Below are 14,749 nucleotides of genomic sequence, written 5' to 3'. Positions count from 1 at the left end.
ATAAAGGAGGTCATGAAATGAAATGGAATAAGATTCTATCCGCTGTAAGCGTTTGCGCATTGACTGCATCCCTGCTTGCAGGATGCGGCAGCAGCAGCGACTCAGATTCAGGCGGCACGGATGCTGTAGGCACAAGCGATGGCGGCTCCAAAAAGGTAGCGAACGGAGAACTGAATATCGCGGTATTCCAGGGCGGATATGGGCGCGAGTATTGGGATCAGGTTTCGGACGAATTCATGAAGGAACATCCTGGCACCAAAATCAATATTACCGCCAGTCCCAAGATTGCCGAGCTGGTTCGTCCGAAAATCGTAGCGGGCAACCCGCCGGATTTGATGTACATTGCAGGCGGTGATAACCTTCCGATCCTGGACGGACTGATTAAAGATAAAGCGCTAACGGATCTCAGCGACATTTTCAATACCGATGACGGCAGCGGCGCACTCAAGGATAAAATGCTTCCGGGTGTACTCGAATCCCGTTCCATGGCGCCTTACGGCGACGGGAAAATCTATCTGGCACCTTTCAATTTCGGCGTGCTTGGCCTGTGGTACAACAAAACGCTCTTCGACCAAAAGAACATCCAGACGCCAAAAACCTGGGATGAGCTGTTTGCGATGAACGCCACCGCCAAGGACAACGGCAGAGCGCTCTTTACATATCAAGGCCTCTATCCAGGATACTTGGATGAAGTCATTATTCCTTCCATTTACGATTTGGGCGGGCAAAAGGCATTGGATCAATTCTTCGACTACGATCCCGAGTTCTGGAAGGGCGATGTTTTCAAACAGGTATGGGGCAATATCCAGAAGTTCGCGAATGAAGATAACGGCCTGATGAAAGGTACGGTCGCTCTGAACCATACCCAGGCGCAAACCTCATTTATGCAAGGCAAGGCGATGTTTATTCCTAACGGAACCTGGTTTGAGGATGAAATGAAGGATGCCCCTCGTGAAGACGGCTTCCAGTTCGGCTTCCTAGGCATTCCTTCGTTTAAGTCGGGCAGCAGTGTGAAGGCGATGAGTCAGATCGAGCAAATTGTCATTCCGGCTAAGGCGAAAAATCCCGAGCTTGCCGCAGAATTCCTGAAGTACATCTACAGCGACAAGAGCATCAAGCTGAACGCAGAAAAATCCAAAGCCGTAATGGCGGTCAAAGATGCAGCGGATCTGGCGAAACCTTACATTTCCGAAACGACGTATAACGTATATAAAGCCGTAGACAACGGCATGGAGCTTGTAAACGGAGCCTTCAAAACGGTAGCCAAAGGCAGCCGATACAGTCCGAAGGACGAAGTTTACAAAACGATCTCCTCCTTGATGAACAAGCAAATGACGCTGGACGAATACAGTGACAAGATGTACAAAATGTACACGGAAGTCAGCAAGGAATTGAAGGACTCGGCAGAGTAATTCTCACACCCTAACCTACTGGATACTTCGAAGGCAGACAAAAAGAGGTTGGCAAAACCCTTCGGCATTAATGCCGATTCGGGTTTTGCACAGCCTTAAGAACCAAAGTGAAGGAAGTGGAGAGAATGACTTTAAAAGCACGGCGGCGCTTTTTTATGGCCGCCTGTCTTATTCCCGGCCTGGTTATGTTCATACTGTTTAAGCTGTACCCGGCAATGCAGGTATTTTACAGATCCTTTTTCCTATGGACGGGGATCGGGGATAAGCCCAAATTCATCGGTCTCAAAAACTTCGTGGACATGTTCCATGACGACGTATTTCTTCTGGCACTCCGGAATACCGGCTTTTTGATCATAATTGTTCCGATCTTTACGCTGCTTATTGCCCTCGTCAACGCTTCGATTCTGACGCGGACGAAGCTGAAGGAAAAAGGGCTGTACCGCACACTGTTTTTCTTTCCGAGCATTTTGTCCTTTGTTGTCATCGCGATTCTCTGGTCGTTCATTTACCATCCCACCATCGGTTTTTTGAATTCTGGCATGGAACTGCTTGGCCTTGGGGATTACGCGATGGCCTGGCTCGGGGATTCCCGGACCGTACTGTGGGCGCTGGCCGTCACGCTGATCTGGCAGGCAGCCGGTTATTACATGGTCATATACATGGCGGGAATCGACAGCATTTCGCCGGATCTGTATGAAGCGGCAAGCATTGACGGAGCGACTTCGTTCAAGCAGTTCATTCATATTACGATTCCGATGCTGTGGGAGATTATTCGGATCACGATTATTTTCAGCATCAACGGCGTACTGACGATCAGTTTCGTTATAGTAACGATCATGACGGCCGGCGGACCGGACCGTCACTCGGAAGTGGTCATGACCTACTTGTACCAGCAGGCGTTCACGAATTCGAATTTCGGTTATGCGATGGCGATCGGTGTATTCGTATTCGCATTCTCCGTGATCCTGTCGCTGATCAGCAACAAACTTACGGAAAGGGGATCGAACTGATATGGCACAGATTCAGGCAAATGCGGCGATTCCTTCCCGTAAAGATCATAAATCCGTCAAACCCATGATTATCATCCGAAATTGGCTGCTCCGTATTGTTCTCATTATCCAGGCGTTGGCGGTTGTATATCCGCTGCTGTGGAATGTGCTCGCATCCTTCAAAACCAATGCGGAAGTCATGGAAAGTCCATGGAGCCTGCCCCAATCGCTCCATTGGGACAATTATGTCAGGGCATTTACTTCCGCCAAAATCGGCGATTACATGTTGAATTCGGTTATGGTTGTCATTTTATCCATGGTTATGCTGATTCTGATGGCCGTTCCCACCGCATATGTACTGGGACGGATGCGTTTCCGCGGGCAAAAGCTGATATCGAACATCTATATGGCGGGACTGTTTATCGGAGCAGTGTACATCATCGTCCCGTTGTTCATTCTGATGAACGATTTTCATATGCTGGATAACCGTTTTTGGCTGAGCGCCGTGTATGCGACGGGAACCTTGTCTTTCTCCGTATATCTGCTGACCGGATTCATGAAGTCGATTCCGCCCGATTTCGAAGAAGCGGCCATGATTGACGGCTGCGGTTACTTCTCGACATTGTTCCGGATTATCATGCCGATGGTGCGTCCAGGCATTATCACCATGGTCGTGTTCAGTTTCTTCGATTTCTGGAATGAATACGTGCTCGCCATGACGCTCGTGACCAGCGATGCGAAAAAGACCATTCCCATCGGTCTGAGCAACCTGATGCAGGTGCAGCAATTTGCGACCGATTGGGGCTCTTTGTTCGCTGGACTAGTCATCGTCCTGATTCCTACCGTCATTATTTACGTACTGTTGCAGAAGAAGCTTACCGAAGGCATGATGCTTGGCGGTGTCAAAGGCTAGGCATTGGTAGGCAAAATAGTCAAAATAATCTATCCCATTGGCCCTGATTCTGGCTTATAATAGCCCGGACAGGGCTAATGGCAAGAAAAGGGCCAAAACAAGACACCCAAAGGGAGAGATCAAGCGTTATGGCAGAGCTTAAGGTTCAAGGAAACGATTTTGTGTACGAAGGGAGTCCCCTCCGCATTTTATCCGGTTCCATTCATTACTTCCGCGTAGTTCCGGAATATTGGCGCGATCGCCTGTTGAAATTGAAGGCTTGCGGTTTCAATACGGTAGAGACGTATGTGGCTTGGAATGTTCACGAACCGGAGGAAGGGAAGTTCGTATTCGAAGGACTCGGCGATATCGAGAGATTTATCGAAACGGCCGGAGAGCTCGGGCTGCATGTCATTGTACGCCCAAGTCCTTATATCTGCGCTGAGTGGGAATTCGGTGGTCTTCCTGCTTGGCTGCTTGCAGATTCCTCGATGCGGCTGCGCTGCTTTGACCAGGATTACCTGAAAAAGGTTGACCGTTATTTCGATGAGTTGCTGCCGCGGCTGAAACCACTGCTGTGCACAAACGGCGGTCCGATTATCGCCATGCAAATCGAAAACGAATACGGAAGCTACGGCAATGACAAACAGTATCTGAACTATCTGAAGGAAGGTATGATCAGCCGCGGCATGGATGTGCTGTTGTTCACCTCAGACGGTCCTGAGGATCATATGCTTCAGGGTGGTATGGTTGATGGCGTGCTGGAGACCGTAAATTTCGGTTCCCGGGCCAAGGAAGCCTTCGAGAAGCTGCGTGAATATCAACCGGAAGGTCCTCTCATTTGCATGGAGTTCTGGAATGGTTGGTTTGATCACTGGATGGAAGAACATCAGTCGCGTCCGGCAGATGACGTGGCGGAAGCGCTGGATGAAATGCTACGCGAAGGCGCTTCGGTTAACTTCTACATGTTCCATGGAGGAACCAACTTCGGTTTCTATAACGGGGCCAACCATATCCAGCGATATGAGCCGACCGTGACGAGCTATGATTATGACACGCTGCTCAGCGAGGCGGGGGACCCGACACCGAAGTTTTATGCCGTGCGCGAAATCTTGTCGCGCTATACGGGCCTGCCGGAGCTAGACTTGCCTGAGCCGATCCGCAAGAAGGCATATGGCGACGTGAAAATGACTGAACAGGTCGAATTGTTCGCCAGTTTGGAGAAACTGTCGGAGCCGATCCGCCGCGCATGTCCTGAACCGATGGAGCGGGTTGGGCAAAGCTACGGCTTCATCCTGTACTCCACTCGCATCAGCGGGCCGAGAAAAGGTTTTGAACTGGTGCTGCAGGACGTGCGTGACCGGGCGCTTATCTTTGTGGACGGTAAATATGTGGGGACCGTGGAACGATGGAACCCGGCGGGAATTCCGCTCGAGATTCCGGCCGAAGGGCTGCAGCTGGACGTGCTGGTCGAGAATATGGGCCGCGTCAATTATGGGCCTCTGATGAGAGATCCGAAGGGAATTACGGAGGGGATCCGCCTCGGCAACCAGTTCTTGTACGACTGGACGATCCGTCCGTTGCCGCTCAACGATCTGTCTGATCTTTCGTTTGCGCCGCTTCGTGAAGACGAAGCTTCTGCACAAGAAGAGACTCCGGCTTTCTATAAAGGTACGTTTGAGGTAAATGAAAAAGCAGATACCTTTATCCGCCTTGACGGCTGGAAAAAGGGCGTAGTGTATGTGAACGGGTTCAATCTGGGGCGCTATTGGGAAGTGGGACCGCAACAAACATTATATCTTCCGGCACCGCTTCTGCAAGAAGGCAGCAACGAGCTTGTCATCTTTGAGCTTCACGGGACAAGCACGGCGATGATCAGCCTGGTGGATGCTCCGGATTTAGGATAATACAAATAGGGCGGTTTCTTATGGTCAATCCTTAAGAAACCGCCCCTTTATTTATTTCGATGTCCCGGGATTATCCTTGTTTATTGCGATGATTCCGTACGTATCCTTTGCTTCCGTCGATGCGCCAAACCAGATTTCTCCATTGCCCACCATAACGCCTTGATAATTGACGAACAGCGTATTCAGCTTCTGATCCGCGAGCGCCTTCTTGACAGAGTCAGTCATAATGTGATCGTAATCCGCGATAAATTCTGATTTATCCTTGTAACTCTTGCTTTTACCGTTTTCGTTCACGCGGAGCGGATAAAGAATATAACCGGCAACCTGCTCTTTGTTGCCAGCTGACACTGCCTTCTGTACAGACTCGAAGGTCTCTTTGAACTTGTCCGGATTGTCTATGCCTGCGACTTCATATGGATTTCCACCATTCGACGGAGTCTGGGAATGTTCCGGCGTATCCACATGGGGCGTGGTCACCGGTTCGTTGGTTTCTTTGCTTGCATCTTGTCCGGAGGCGTCCGTAACTTGATCACCGGTGCCGCACGCGGATAGGGCGATGCTTAAACAAAGCGCTACCGTTGAAGCTATAACGGGAAGACTTCTGGAGCGTACATTCTTAATCATGGATATCCTCCTCTCTGTACAGTAAAACTTAACCCGTTCCGCATCATTTAAACAACCGTGCATCGGCTCTCATTTCAGTTTTCCTGCTCCCCATCTTCGTACCAAGGGTTCAAATGCACCATGACGTCTGCGACCAGCTTCATCCGCTGCATGATCGTTTTCTTGACATCTCTGCTCACATCATGCCCCTCTTTGACGGTCAATTGATTGGGGACGCTCACTTTTACATCGACAATAATGGCATTCCCAAGCTCACGCGCCCGTATGCTGTCCACCCGTTTGACATTCGGAACGGAATAGATGATGGAACTCAGCTCGGCGAGCTGTTCATTCGTAATGTTTTTGTCCATCAGAATGTCGATTGCTTCCCGGCCCATTTTAAAGCCCAGACGGATTACGAGGTATGAAACGATAATACCTGCAGCGGAATCACCATATTCCGTATATGCGATATGGAATCGGTCTCCAATCAGGGAAATGCCGATCCCGACAAAAGCGGCTGCAGATGCATACACATCGGCAATATGGTCATAAGCGGTCGCGATCAGACTGCGGCTGTTCTCAGCTCTTCCGATGCGAATACAATACAAATATAACGCTTGCTTCCATATCAGCGAGATGAGTGCTGCAATCAATGATATCCAGCTGGCTGCGGCTGGCGGCTCAAAGAAGGATTCCACGGATTTATATACCATGAGAAGCGCAGCCATGATCAGAATAATGGCGACAAGTCCGGAGGCAATGGCTTCGGCCTTTCCGTGTCCGTACGGATGGTCTTCATCCGCCGGTTTTCGGGCAACCAGGGCAGAGGTCAGAGCTGCGATGGTCGCAACAACGTCGCCGGCATTATGTATACCGTCTGCCACGAGAACCTTACTATTGAAAATAAGACCGGTAACAATTTTTAATATCGTCAACAGGACATTGCTGATCAGACTGATCCATACTGCAAAAATGGATTTATTCGCCACTTCGATAATCTCCTTGATTCGATGGTTTATATGTATTTTCGAGATTGATTTAACAAAAGATGGATTGAATCCTCAAGTACAAAGTATTCAACATATGAATAAATTATATGCATCAAAGTTGGAAGGACAAGCAGGTTATGACTTATTTCAAACCATCGAAAAGGAAATGGCTGAAGGAAGAAGTAGGCCGGCAAAAAAGTACATGTCTGAATCAAAAGAGCTTAATCAGGAAGATGATCAAGACGATCGCTCCAACAGCAATAAGCAAATTAACTGTATTCCAGAGTAAACCCCTAAAAGAGCCGGATAATCTCTTTTCCAGTTCTTCTTCATGGCGTTTTTGGTGTACATCCGGGTCGTATTGTCCTGGCGGATTGCGGAAATCCATAAGTGCATCCCCTCTCGGCTTCTAATATTTTCCTAATTATAACATCTAACGCCTGCCTTCGTTTGTTCTGAACAGCTAACGTTGTACGGATGTACTCCATGATGTTTGAAACAAAGGCAAAAAAAGCGCTCTAAATTGAAGAAGTAATCTCGCTTCAATTCAGAACGCTTTTTTAAGATATCCCGCATTACCATGCGCTTTTTAATCTGCCTTGACATAAAATGAACGATTATTAAGGATTCTTCAAGTAGCCTATCTTGATTAGAACCGGAGATCCATCCGCCGTACCGATTAGCAGGGCAGTGTCCTTTTGACCCGAAATGCGCAGGGGCTGAACGAGTAGGCCGCTGTTAAAGGTTGTCCGGTTAATGACCTTATTCCATTCGGTGTTCCCATCGCTGCTAAGCTTCCATACAAGCTGCTTCGACACCGTTCCATGCCAATCCTGATTCACCGTGCCGGTAGCCATGAAGCCGCCGTCCGGAGCGGGCTGGATATCGTTCAGCATGCTACGGTCCAGTGAAGGATCGGGTTGATGAATCCATTGCAGAGAACCCTCTTGAGAAATACCCATAACGTAACCCGAGGTCAGATAACGGTAGCTGCCATCCGGATTCGGATGATTATAGTAACCGGCAAGTGCTAGATTACCGGAACTTCCTTCTGACAGGGCTGTAATCCACAGATTCTCGGTATCCTCTGCCGGATCATATTTGTTTTGCCAAATCAGATTCAACGCAGCATCCCATTTGGCGATGAAAATCTGCTCTGTACCGGTCTCCGTTACCGATTCCGCCGAAACGGCAAAGCCCCCATCCGATAAAGGGGTCAACGTATCGACGTTATCAAAGACAGCGCCGGGAAGCTCTTGTGAACGGAAGACCTTTCCGCTTGCAGTAAAATGGATCAACCGCAGCATACTCGTATTAGGCTGTTCGGCTGGTGAAGTGACGGCAGCCATATAACTGTGATCCTTCAGTTGAACGGCGGAACGAATGAGACCGGCAGGATCGCTCGAAGATGTGGTATATTCCCATTCCGGTTTGCCGGAATCATTAAGCTTCATGATGGCATTTCCGCCGGCAATCAAGAAACCGTGATCATCTGTCCCGTGAAATGATGAAATATAATTGAGCTTTTGGCCTGAAAACGACGCGACAGGCTTGATCTGTCCATAGGCGCCAATGGCAGTTACACGAACTAGACCATCCTGAATGGCTGCATAGGTTATCTGGTTATCATTATGCTCATAGACGGCACCATCGGGTATATCAATGGCTGAATAGGATAGCATTTCAGGTGGAACTTGCACGGATGGCTCTGCCTGAACATGGGCCGAAAGAGGGAGGAGCAGGACGGCGGATAATGCGGTGAGCAGTAGTTTCCCCGTTCGTGTTCCTATCCTAGTTATCTTTAAATGATACATCTTGGATCACTCGTTTCATGTCAGTTTTGCCCGGGCACATTCTATTATGGACCCCGGCCAAACCGCCTTCAAGCGTATTTAGTCTAGTCTTCTCTAAGGATTCTCGACCTAACGTACCGGTAGAATGGAACTAACCCTGCTAGGCAATTGGCAGCTTGAATGACTTCTTGAATATCGGATACAGCCACTTGACGCCTGCTGGCGTAAGAGAATCCGCAACCAGATGCGACATATATCCCGCGGTTGCGACGAGCATGATGCCTTCCATTTGCAGCTGATTCTGAAGACCCCAGCCCATGGCAGCCCAAAGTCCCAGCGCCCAGATCGTATGCGTCATGCCGCGGTGCTTCAACCAAGGGGCGGCAGCGACGAAAATGCCGAATCCTTCAAGCCACATCATATGATGCTGCCAGCCGTAATAGAGCAGAAGGCATCCGATGGCACTGACAAGGATGTTACGTAGAAGACCGTCCTTAATAATCAGGCCGAGCAGGAATAGGCTTAGCGCTGCCAGTGAATATTCCACGACAAAAAACTTCTCCGTAAAATATAACCAGGCAAGAATCACGATGAGAAGCAGGCCGGACCAATAGAGCATTTCCCGCAGCCATTTGGAAAACTGGCCGATCCTGGAACTGAGCATGCTCCGACCATCCAGATCGGCACTGAGCGCGGACAGCGCGGAAACCGCAATATAGAGTGCAGCATGCTTCAGCGTGAAGGGATAATGGGCGGCTGCTGCCGCTCCAATGGCTACGCCGATGGCCAAATGTGTTGAACCTTTCATTGTTCCTCCTCTGACTGACTAGATGAATTGTATGCAAACATATGTTTGCTACCATATTATACATGCTGAACCTGCATTTGTGCAAAGCTTCATATGAAAATTTTCATTTTTCCGTATGTATGATACACAGCTGCAGCTTTATGGTTCTGAAAACGTTGGCTCCGTGTCTACAGAAGCCCTGGGAATGTCTCTCCTTCCAAGCAAGTAATCAATGGAGACCTGAAACAGATCCGCCAGTCGGTTTAGAGTCTCGTAATCCGGCTTCCTTCGGTTTTTCTCGTAGTGAGATAACGCGGCCCTGCTGATTCCGATTGAAGCGGACAATTCCTCCTGCGTCCAGCCTTTCTGTTCCCTAAGCTCCGCAATCCGGTGTCCGTACTTCATTCTTTCCCACCCTCCAAGTGTGATTCCAAGCTCTTTTAAATAACGCTTGACATGATACAAAATGTATCGTAAATTAACAGTGTCGTCAATAGTTAATATTCATTTTGAAACCATTTTCCTAATAAAACAGGTTCCTATCCCTCTTGTAATCCTTGGAAAATTGCCTATTGGCGCAAGTTTTGGTGTCTGCTTCACTTCTCATCATGTCTTTTCAGATTTCGTGCTTTCTCAACAACAAACGCTGTCGACATCTTTACAGATGATACATATTGTTACAAAAAAGTTGTGAAAGAAACAGGTGCATATCAGATGATTGATACCCATTGCCATATCATTCCGGGAGTGGATGACGGCCCGAGAACCATGGAGGGAGCACTCCGCATGGCTGCCGGAGCGGTGAAGGAAGGCATTGATACCATTATCGCCACACCCCATCATGCCACCAAGAGGTATACCAACACAGCCCGAAAAATACGGCGGCGGATTGATGCACTCAACAGCAGGCTGAAGAAAAGCAGCATCCCGCTGAAGATTTTACCGGGACAGGAATTCAGGCTCACGGAATCGTTCCGGTCGGAACACCGGGCGGGGCGGATTCAGACAATGGCCGGAAGCTCTTATCTGCTGGTAGAATTGCCGTCGCGGGGAATCCCGGATTTCTTTCATGAATTTCTGTCTTTTGCCAGGAAACAAGGGCTTCGTCCAGTCATTGCCCATCCCGAACGGAATCTTGGCATTATGGCCAACCCGGATCAGGTGTTGGAATGGATTGAACAGTACGACGTAAGACTTCAGGTGACAACACAGTCGCTCATTGGTTTGTTTGGCGGCGAGGTGCAGAAAACGGCTGCCTATTTATGCGAAAAGCGCTGGATTCATTTGATAGGAAGCGATGCGCATAACACCTTGCGAAGGAACTTCTATACGAAGGAAGGATACGAGATGCTGAACCGGTTGTGCGGGCCATCTTATTTGCAATCGCTACAGGAACACGCAACCAAATTAATTCTTGGGGGAATGATCGACAAGCTGCATAGCTAGAAAAAATGCGGGTTCAAATCGTACAAGAGTTGGGGGAGTCCTAATGGAACTGAAGTTAATGATTCAAATGCTGAGAAAAAGGCTGTGGATGATTGTGGCATTTGTCGTCCTATGCAGCGCGGGAGCCGGATTGTACAGCAAGTATATGATGACGCCGGAGTATGAAGCCACCAGCACGCTGATCGTGAATAAGATGAATGTGGATCAGGGAGGGGGTAGGGGACTGGATCTGAATGAGATCAACTCCAATATCATGCTGATCAATTCCTACAAAGTCATTATTACGTCAGCATCCATTATGGACAAGGTCGTAAAACAGAATCCGGATCTGCAGGTAACTTCCACGGAATTGATGGATAAGTTGCAGGTTATCACGGTGCAGAATTCACAAGTTATTACGCTTAAAGTCAGGGATGAGTCCTATCAACGCGCTATGAAAGTCGTCAATGCCGTCTCACAGGTGTTTCAGGATGAGATCCCGAGGATCATGAAGGTCGATAACATTACCATTTTGGACAACGCCAAACCACAGAGTAATCCGGTACCGGTTAGTCCGAAGCTTAAAATGAATATGGCTCTTGCATTTGCCATTTCGTTTCTGATTGTCGTTGGCATCGTACTCCTGCTTGAATACCTGGATGATACCGTTAAAAACGAATACGACGTTGAGCGATATCTGGAGCTTACTACGCTTGGCGCGATTCGGAAAATGAAGAAGAGTGATCTTAAAACACGTTCCTCCGCCCGAACCAAAAAACAGGCAGGTGAAAAATATGCGCCGCTCAGCCAATAAAAGCAAGCTCATCATGAATACTAACCGCAGATCTACCATTTCCGAAGGTTACCGCACTCTTCGAACGAATATTCAGTTTTCCGGTTGGAACCACAAGCTGCAGGTACTGGCAGTTACTTCGACTCAAGCGGGTGAAGGCAAAACCACGACGATCAGTAATTTGGCGGTAGCCTACGCTCATGAAGGAAAAAAAGTGCTGCTGATTGATGCTGATTTACGACATCCTTCTTTGCATAGCATATTCAGTTGCTCAAACCGAATGGGCTTATCTAATATTTTGGCGAATCAGTGCACTTATGGAGAAATCCTGCATCAGACGACCATTGATAACTTGTCTCTGGTCACAGCCGGTCCCATTCCGCCTAATCCGACAGAGCTGCTGTCCTCAGATAAATTAAGGGAAATCATCGATTTTTGGAGAGAGGAATACGATGTCATTCTGCTCGATACCTCGCCGGTGATGGCGGTAGCGGACGGTCTGATCGTGGCCTCTATCAGCGATGGAGTCGTTTTGGTCGTTTATGCGGGTAAGGTGAAGCGTGAATATATCAAAAAAACGAAGGAAAAGCTGGAGCTCGCCAAGGCTAACATTCTAGGCGTGGTTCTGAACAATAAGAAGTACAGCAAGTCTGAAGCGAATCAGTACTATTATTACGGTCTTCCTGAATAACGGGGTTATAGATTGAAGAACTAAAGGTTATGTCTACTGTACCTTTATCATGGTAGGCACTCGATCATGCTGTGGGTATGCGAATACCTTAGACGTAAATCGTCAAGAGTGTGATGTGAGGTCGGGTTAAATGCCCGTTTCTTGTTTTGGTCGAAGTATGAGCTATATGACTGCCGGAGATATACCTCATACTTTGATCCATGTACAACAAAGAGAATGCAAGATCAAAAGGGGGATGAAAGCAATGAACAAAGTCAGAAAAGCAATTATTCCGGCAGCCGGTCTTGGGACGCGTTTTCTGCCGGCAACCAAGGCGATGCCGAAAGAAATGCTTCCCATCGTAGATAAGCCGACCATCCAGTATATCGTGGAGGAGGCCATTGCTGCGGGTATTGAGGATATCATTATCGTCACGGGAAAAGGCAAACGTTCCATTGAAGATCACTTCGATCACTCATTTGAGCTAGAGCATAATTTAATGCAAAAAGGCAAACTGGAAGTCCTCGAATCTGTACGCCGTTCTTCGGAGGTCGAGATTCATTATATTCGGCAAAAGGAAGCTAAAGGACTTGGGCATGCCATATGGTGCGCACGGAATTTTATCGGCAACGAACCCTTTGCTGTGCTGTTGGGGGATGACATTGTTCGATCGGAGGTTCCTTGCATCGGGCAGCTTGTCGGACAATTCGAAAAATATGGCATCTCGGTGATCGGAGTAGGTGCAGTTCCCATAGATCAGACACACCGCTATGGGATCATTGATCCGCTGCATGCGCTTGATCATTCCGGCATGACCTATGAACTGCGTAGAGTCGTGGAGAAGCCCGATTCTGGCGAAGCTCCGTCCAACCTTGCGATTATCGGTCGTTATGTGCTCACACCTGAAATATTCGGTTATTTAGAGCGGTTGGAAGCGGGATACGGTGGTGAAATTCAGCTTACGGACGCCATTCAGCAGCTCATCGTTGAGAAGGGATGCCTCGGCTACGCCTTTGAGGGAGAACGGTTTGATGTTGGAGAAAAACTCGGCTACATCCTGACAACGATTGACTTTGCACTGCATCAAGAGGATCTGAGGCTGTCTCTTCTGACTGAAATGGACCGTATCTTACAGGTGGAAAAGCAGGGAAAAGTATTGTATTAGATTTTCTTAACGTGTGATCTCGCTGATTTATATTTAATGATAAGGCAGGGACTCTAATGGTGAAGAAAGTGTGTGTAGTGGGGCTTGGCTATATCGGACTGCCTACAGCCAGTTTGCTGGCATTAAACGGATTTCAGGTGCATGGCGTTGAGATTAACATACATACCGTAGAAGGGATCAACCAAGGGAAGGTCCATATCGCGGAGCCGGAGCTTGAGCATGCTGTACAGCGTGCTGTTGGGGGAGGGCTGCTGAAGGCATCCACATTGCCGTCGGAAGCGGATATTTTTATTTTGGCGGTGCCGACCCCGTTTCGAGAGAACAACAGACCCGATTTAACCTATGTCGAGCAGGCGGCGAAGTCCATTATTCCGTTTTTGAGAGCCGGAAACCTGGTTATTCTTGAATCGACAAGTCCAGTGGGAACGACGGAGCGGATTGCGGACTGGATCGTTGAAGCGAGGGATGATTTGAGTATCTCGGACGCTGCCGAATACAATCGCATTTTTATATCATACTGCCCCGAGCGTGTGCTTCCAGGCCAAATTATGCGTGAACTGGTTGAGAATGATCGCATCATTGGCGGCATTGATGATGCCTCCACGCACTTTACGGCTGAATTTTATAAGCATTTCGTCAAGGGAGCCATTCTTGAAAGCAACGCCCGAACGGCTGAAATGGCCAAACTAACCGAAAACTCATTCCGGGATGTGAATATTGCTTTTGCCAATGAATTATCGCTAATTTGCGACCAACTGGATATTAATGTGTGGGAACTCATTCGTCTTGCCAATCATCACCCAAGAGTTAATATCCTTCAGCCGGGTCCGGGGGTGGGAGGTCACTGTATAGCGGTCGACCCGTGGTTCCTGGTCGATGCGGCCCCGGAACAGGCCAAGCTTATACATACCGCAAGAATCGTAAATGACCAGAAACCCTGGTACGTGGTGGAAAAGGTACTGCAGCAGGCCGCAAAGCTTCGATCACCGGTCATTGCGTGCCTGGGATTGTCTTTCAAAGCAAACATTGATGATTTGCGCGAAAGCCCATCCATGGCGATTGTTGAACACTTGGCCAAGATGGGGGGAGCCACTTTGTATGTGGCTGAGCCTCATATCGAGAAGCTGCCGGACCGGTTGAATTATGAAAATGTATTTTTTGCTGATGCGGAAGAGGCAGTGCAGCAAGCGGATATCGTCCTATTGCTCGTTAACCACGAAGCATTCCGCTTCATTAGTCCCAATCTGCTGCAGGAGAAGATTGTCGTCGATACCCGGGGCTTTTTCCTGCAATCGCCACGCATGGAAGTAGGCGTGTGAAG

The 14,749-nt window shown here is 48.5% G+C and carries 14 protein-coding genes and 1 pseudogene; 10 read left to right on the top strand and 5 right to left on the bottom strand.

Features of this window, described 5'->3' with window-relative positions; all coding sequences use genetic code 11:
• The first annotated feature begins 17 nt into the window (after window positions 1-17).
• From GRF59_RS08705 to GRF59_RS08690, 4 genes are all read left to right on the top strand, one after another.
• Complete coding sequence (locus GRF59_RS08705) at window positions 18-1,412, top strand: carbohydrate ABC transporter substrate-binding protein (RefSeq protein ID WP_160497187.1); 1,395 nt, start codon at window positions 18-20, stop codon at window positions 1,410-1,412.
• 125 nt (window positions 1,413-1,537) lie between these two features.
• Entirely contained in the window at window positions 1,538-2,422 is an 885-nt protein-coding gene (locus GRF59_RS08700) for a carbohydrate ABC transporter permease (protein ID WP_160497186.1), read from the top strand.
• A 1-nt stretch (window position 2,423) separates the two neighbouring features.
• The gene (locus GRF59_RS08695) at window positions 2,424-3,314 is read left to right on the top strand and encodes a carbohydrate ABC transporter permease (protein WP_160497185.1); all 891 of its coding nucleotides are present in this window, start codon (window positions 2,424-2,426) and stop codon (window positions 3,312-3,314) included.
• 128 nt (window positions 3,315-3,442) lie between these two features.
• Window positions 3,443-5,200 carry a glycoside hydrolase family 35 protein gene (locus GRF59_RS08690; protein WP_160497184.1) on the top strand — a complete coding sequence of 586 codons (1,758 nt, stop codon included), beginning with the start codon at window positions 3,443-3,445 and terminating at the stop codon, window positions 5,198-5,200.
• Window positions 5,201-5,251: 51 nt separating this feature from the next.
• On the opposite strand, the gene GRF59_RS08685 is transcribed toward GRF59_RS08690, so the two are convergent.
• Together GRF59_RS08685 and GRF59_RS08680 are read right to left on the bottom strand one after the other, a co-directional pair.
• Window positions 5,252-5,824: a hypothetical protein gene (locus GRF59_RS08685; RefSeq protein ID WP_160497183.1), complete on the bottom strand. Its 573-nt coding sequence runs from the start codon at window positions 5,822-5,824 to the stop codon at window positions 5,252-5,254.
• A gap of 74 nt (window positions 5,825-5,898) precedes the next feature.
• Complete coding sequence (locus tag GRF59_RS08680) at window positions 5,899-6,804, bottom strand: cation diffusion facilitator family transporter (protein ID WP_160498199.1); 906 nt, start codon at window positions 6,802-6,804, stop codon at window positions 5,899-5,901.
• Window positions 6,805-6,808: 4 nt separating this feature from the next.
• Between GRF59_RS08680 and GRF59_RS08675 the strand changes: the two genes are divergently transcribed.
• Window positions 6,809-7,084, top strand: a complete 276-nt coding sequence (locus GRF59_RS08675; RefSeq protein ID WP_160497182.1) for a hypothetical protein — start codon at window positions 6,809-6,811, stop codon at window positions 7,082-7,084.
• A gap of 331 nt (window positions 7,085-7,415) precedes the next feature.
• On the opposite strand, the gene GRF59_RS08670 is transcribed toward GRF59_RS08675, so the two are convergent.
• The 3 genes and pseudogenes from GRF59_RS08670 to GRF59_RS08660 all read right to left on the bottom strand — a co-directional run.
• Complete coding sequence (locus GRF59_RS08670) at window positions 7,416-8,477, bottom strand: hypothetical protein (RefSeq protein WP_237391684.1); 1,062 nt, start codon at window positions 8,475-8,477, stop codon at window positions 7,416-7,418.
• Between the two features lie 271 nt (window positions 8,478-8,748).
• Window positions 8,749-9,396 carry a metal-dependent hydrolase gene (locus GRF59_RS08665; RefSeq protein WP_160497180.1) on the bottom strand — a complete coding sequence of 216 codons (648 nt, stop codon included), beginning with the start codon at window positions 9,394-9,396 and terminating at the stop codon, window positions 8,749-8,751.
• Between the two features lie 159 nt (window positions 9,397-9,555).
• Window positions 9,556-9,780: pseudogene (locus GRF59_RS08660) on the bottom strand (helix-turn-helix domain-containing protein); the annotation flags it as partial.
• 309 nt (window positions 9,781-10,089) lie between these two features.
• On the opposite strand from GRF59_RS08660, the gene GRF59_RS08655 reads away from it, so the two are divergent.
• The 5 genes from GRF59_RS08655 (at window position 10,090) to wecC (ending at window position 14,747) form a co-directional block, all read left to right on the top strand.
• Window positions 10,090-10,821: a tyrosine-protein phosphatase gene (locus tag GRF59_RS08655; protein WP_160497178.1), complete on the top strand. Its 732-nt coding sequence runs from the start codon at window positions 10,090-10,092 to the stop codon at window positions 10,819-10,821.
• 43 nt (window positions 10,822-10,864) lie between these two features.
• Complete coding sequence (locus GRF59_RS08650; RefSeq protein WP_160497177.1) at window positions 10,865-11,614, top strand: YveK family protein; 750 nt, start codon at window positions 10,865-10,867, stop codon at window positions 11,612-11,614.
• 13 nt (window positions 11,615-11,627) lie between these two features.
• Entirely contained in the window at window positions 11,628-12,284 is a 657-nt protein-coding gene (locus GRF59_RS08645; protein WP_423802935.1) for a CpsD/CapB family tyrosine-protein kinase, read from the top strand.
• A 244-nt stretch (window positions 12,285-12,528) separates the two neighbouring features.
• Window positions 12,529-13,428: a UTP--glucose-1-phosphate uridylyltransferase GalU gene (gene galU, locus GRF59_RS08640; protein WP_160497175.1), complete on the top strand. Its 900-nt coding sequence runs from the start codon at window positions 12,529-12,531 to the stop codon at window positions 13,426-13,428.
• Between the two features lie 56 nt (window positions 13,429-13,484).
• A complete protein-coding gene (gene wecC / locus GRF59_RS08635; RefSeq protein WP_160497174.1) occupies window positions 13,485-14,747 on the top strand; it encodes a UDP-N-acetyl-D-mannosamine dehydrogenase in 1,263 nt (420 codons plus the stop codon).
• The last annotated feature ends 2 nt before the right edge of the window (window positions 14,748-14,749 follow it).

Source organism: Paenibacillus dendrobii (assembly GCF_009807035.1).
Classification (GTDB): domain Bacteria; phylum Bacillota; class Bacilli; order Paenibacillales; family Paenibacillaceae; genus Paenibacillus_AQ; species Paenibacillus_AQ dendrobii.
The sequence above is the reverse complement of the archived record's forward strand: the minus strand, read 5'-3'. Positions and strand labels throughout refer to the sequence as shown.

Excerpts from the sequence above, each read along its gene's own strand:
- GRF59_RS08705 (WP_160497187.1), top strand. The coding sequence starts at position 18 with ATGAAATGGAATAAGATTCTATCCGCTGTAAGCGTTTGCGCATTGACT.
- GRF59_RS08700 (WP_160497186.1), top strand. The coding sequence starts at position 1,538 with ATGACTTTAAAAGCACGGCGGCGCTTTTTTATGGCCGCCTGTCTTATT.
- GRF59_RS08695 (WP_160497185.1), top strand. The coding sequence starts at position 2,424 with ATGGCACAGATTCAGGCAAATGCGGCGATTCCTTCCCGTAAAGATCAT.
- GRF59_RS08690 (WP_160497184.1), top strand. The coding sequence starts at position 3,443 with ATGGCAGAGCTTAAGGTTCAAGGAAACGATTTTGTGTACGAAGGGAGT.
- GRF59_RS08685 (WP_160497183.1), bottom strand. The coding sequence starts at position 5,824 with ATGATTAAGAATGTACGCTCCAGAAGTCTTCCCGTTATAGCTTCAACG.
- GRF59_RS08670 (WP_237391684.1), bottom strand. The coding sequence starts at position 8,477 with ATGCTATCCTATTCAGCCATTGATATACCCGATGGTGCCGTCTATGAG.
- GRF59_RS08665 (WP_160497180.1), bottom strand. The coding sequence starts at position 9,396 with ATGAAAGGTTCAACACATTTGGCCATCGGCGTAGCCATTGGAGCGGCA.
- GRF59_RS08655 (WP_160497178.1), top strand. The coding sequence starts at position 10,090 with ATGATTGATACCCATTGCCATATCATTCCGGGAGTGGATGACGGCCCG.
- GRF59_RS08650 (WP_160497177.1), top strand. The coding sequence starts at position 10,865 with ATGGAACTGAAGTTAATGATTCAAATGCTGAGAAAAAGGCTGTGGATG.
- GRF59_RS08645 (WP_423802935.1), top strand. The coding sequence starts at position 11,628 with ATGAATACTAACCGCAGATCTACCATTTCCGAAGGTTACCGCACTCTT.
- galU (WP_160497175.1), top strand. The coding sequence starts at position 12,529 with ATGAACAAAGTCAGAAAAGCAATTATTCCGGCAGCCGGTCTTGGGACG.
- wecC (WP_160497174.1), top strand. The coding sequence starts at position 13,485 with ATGGTGAAGAAAGTGTGTGTAGTGGGGCTTGGCTATATCGGACTGCCT.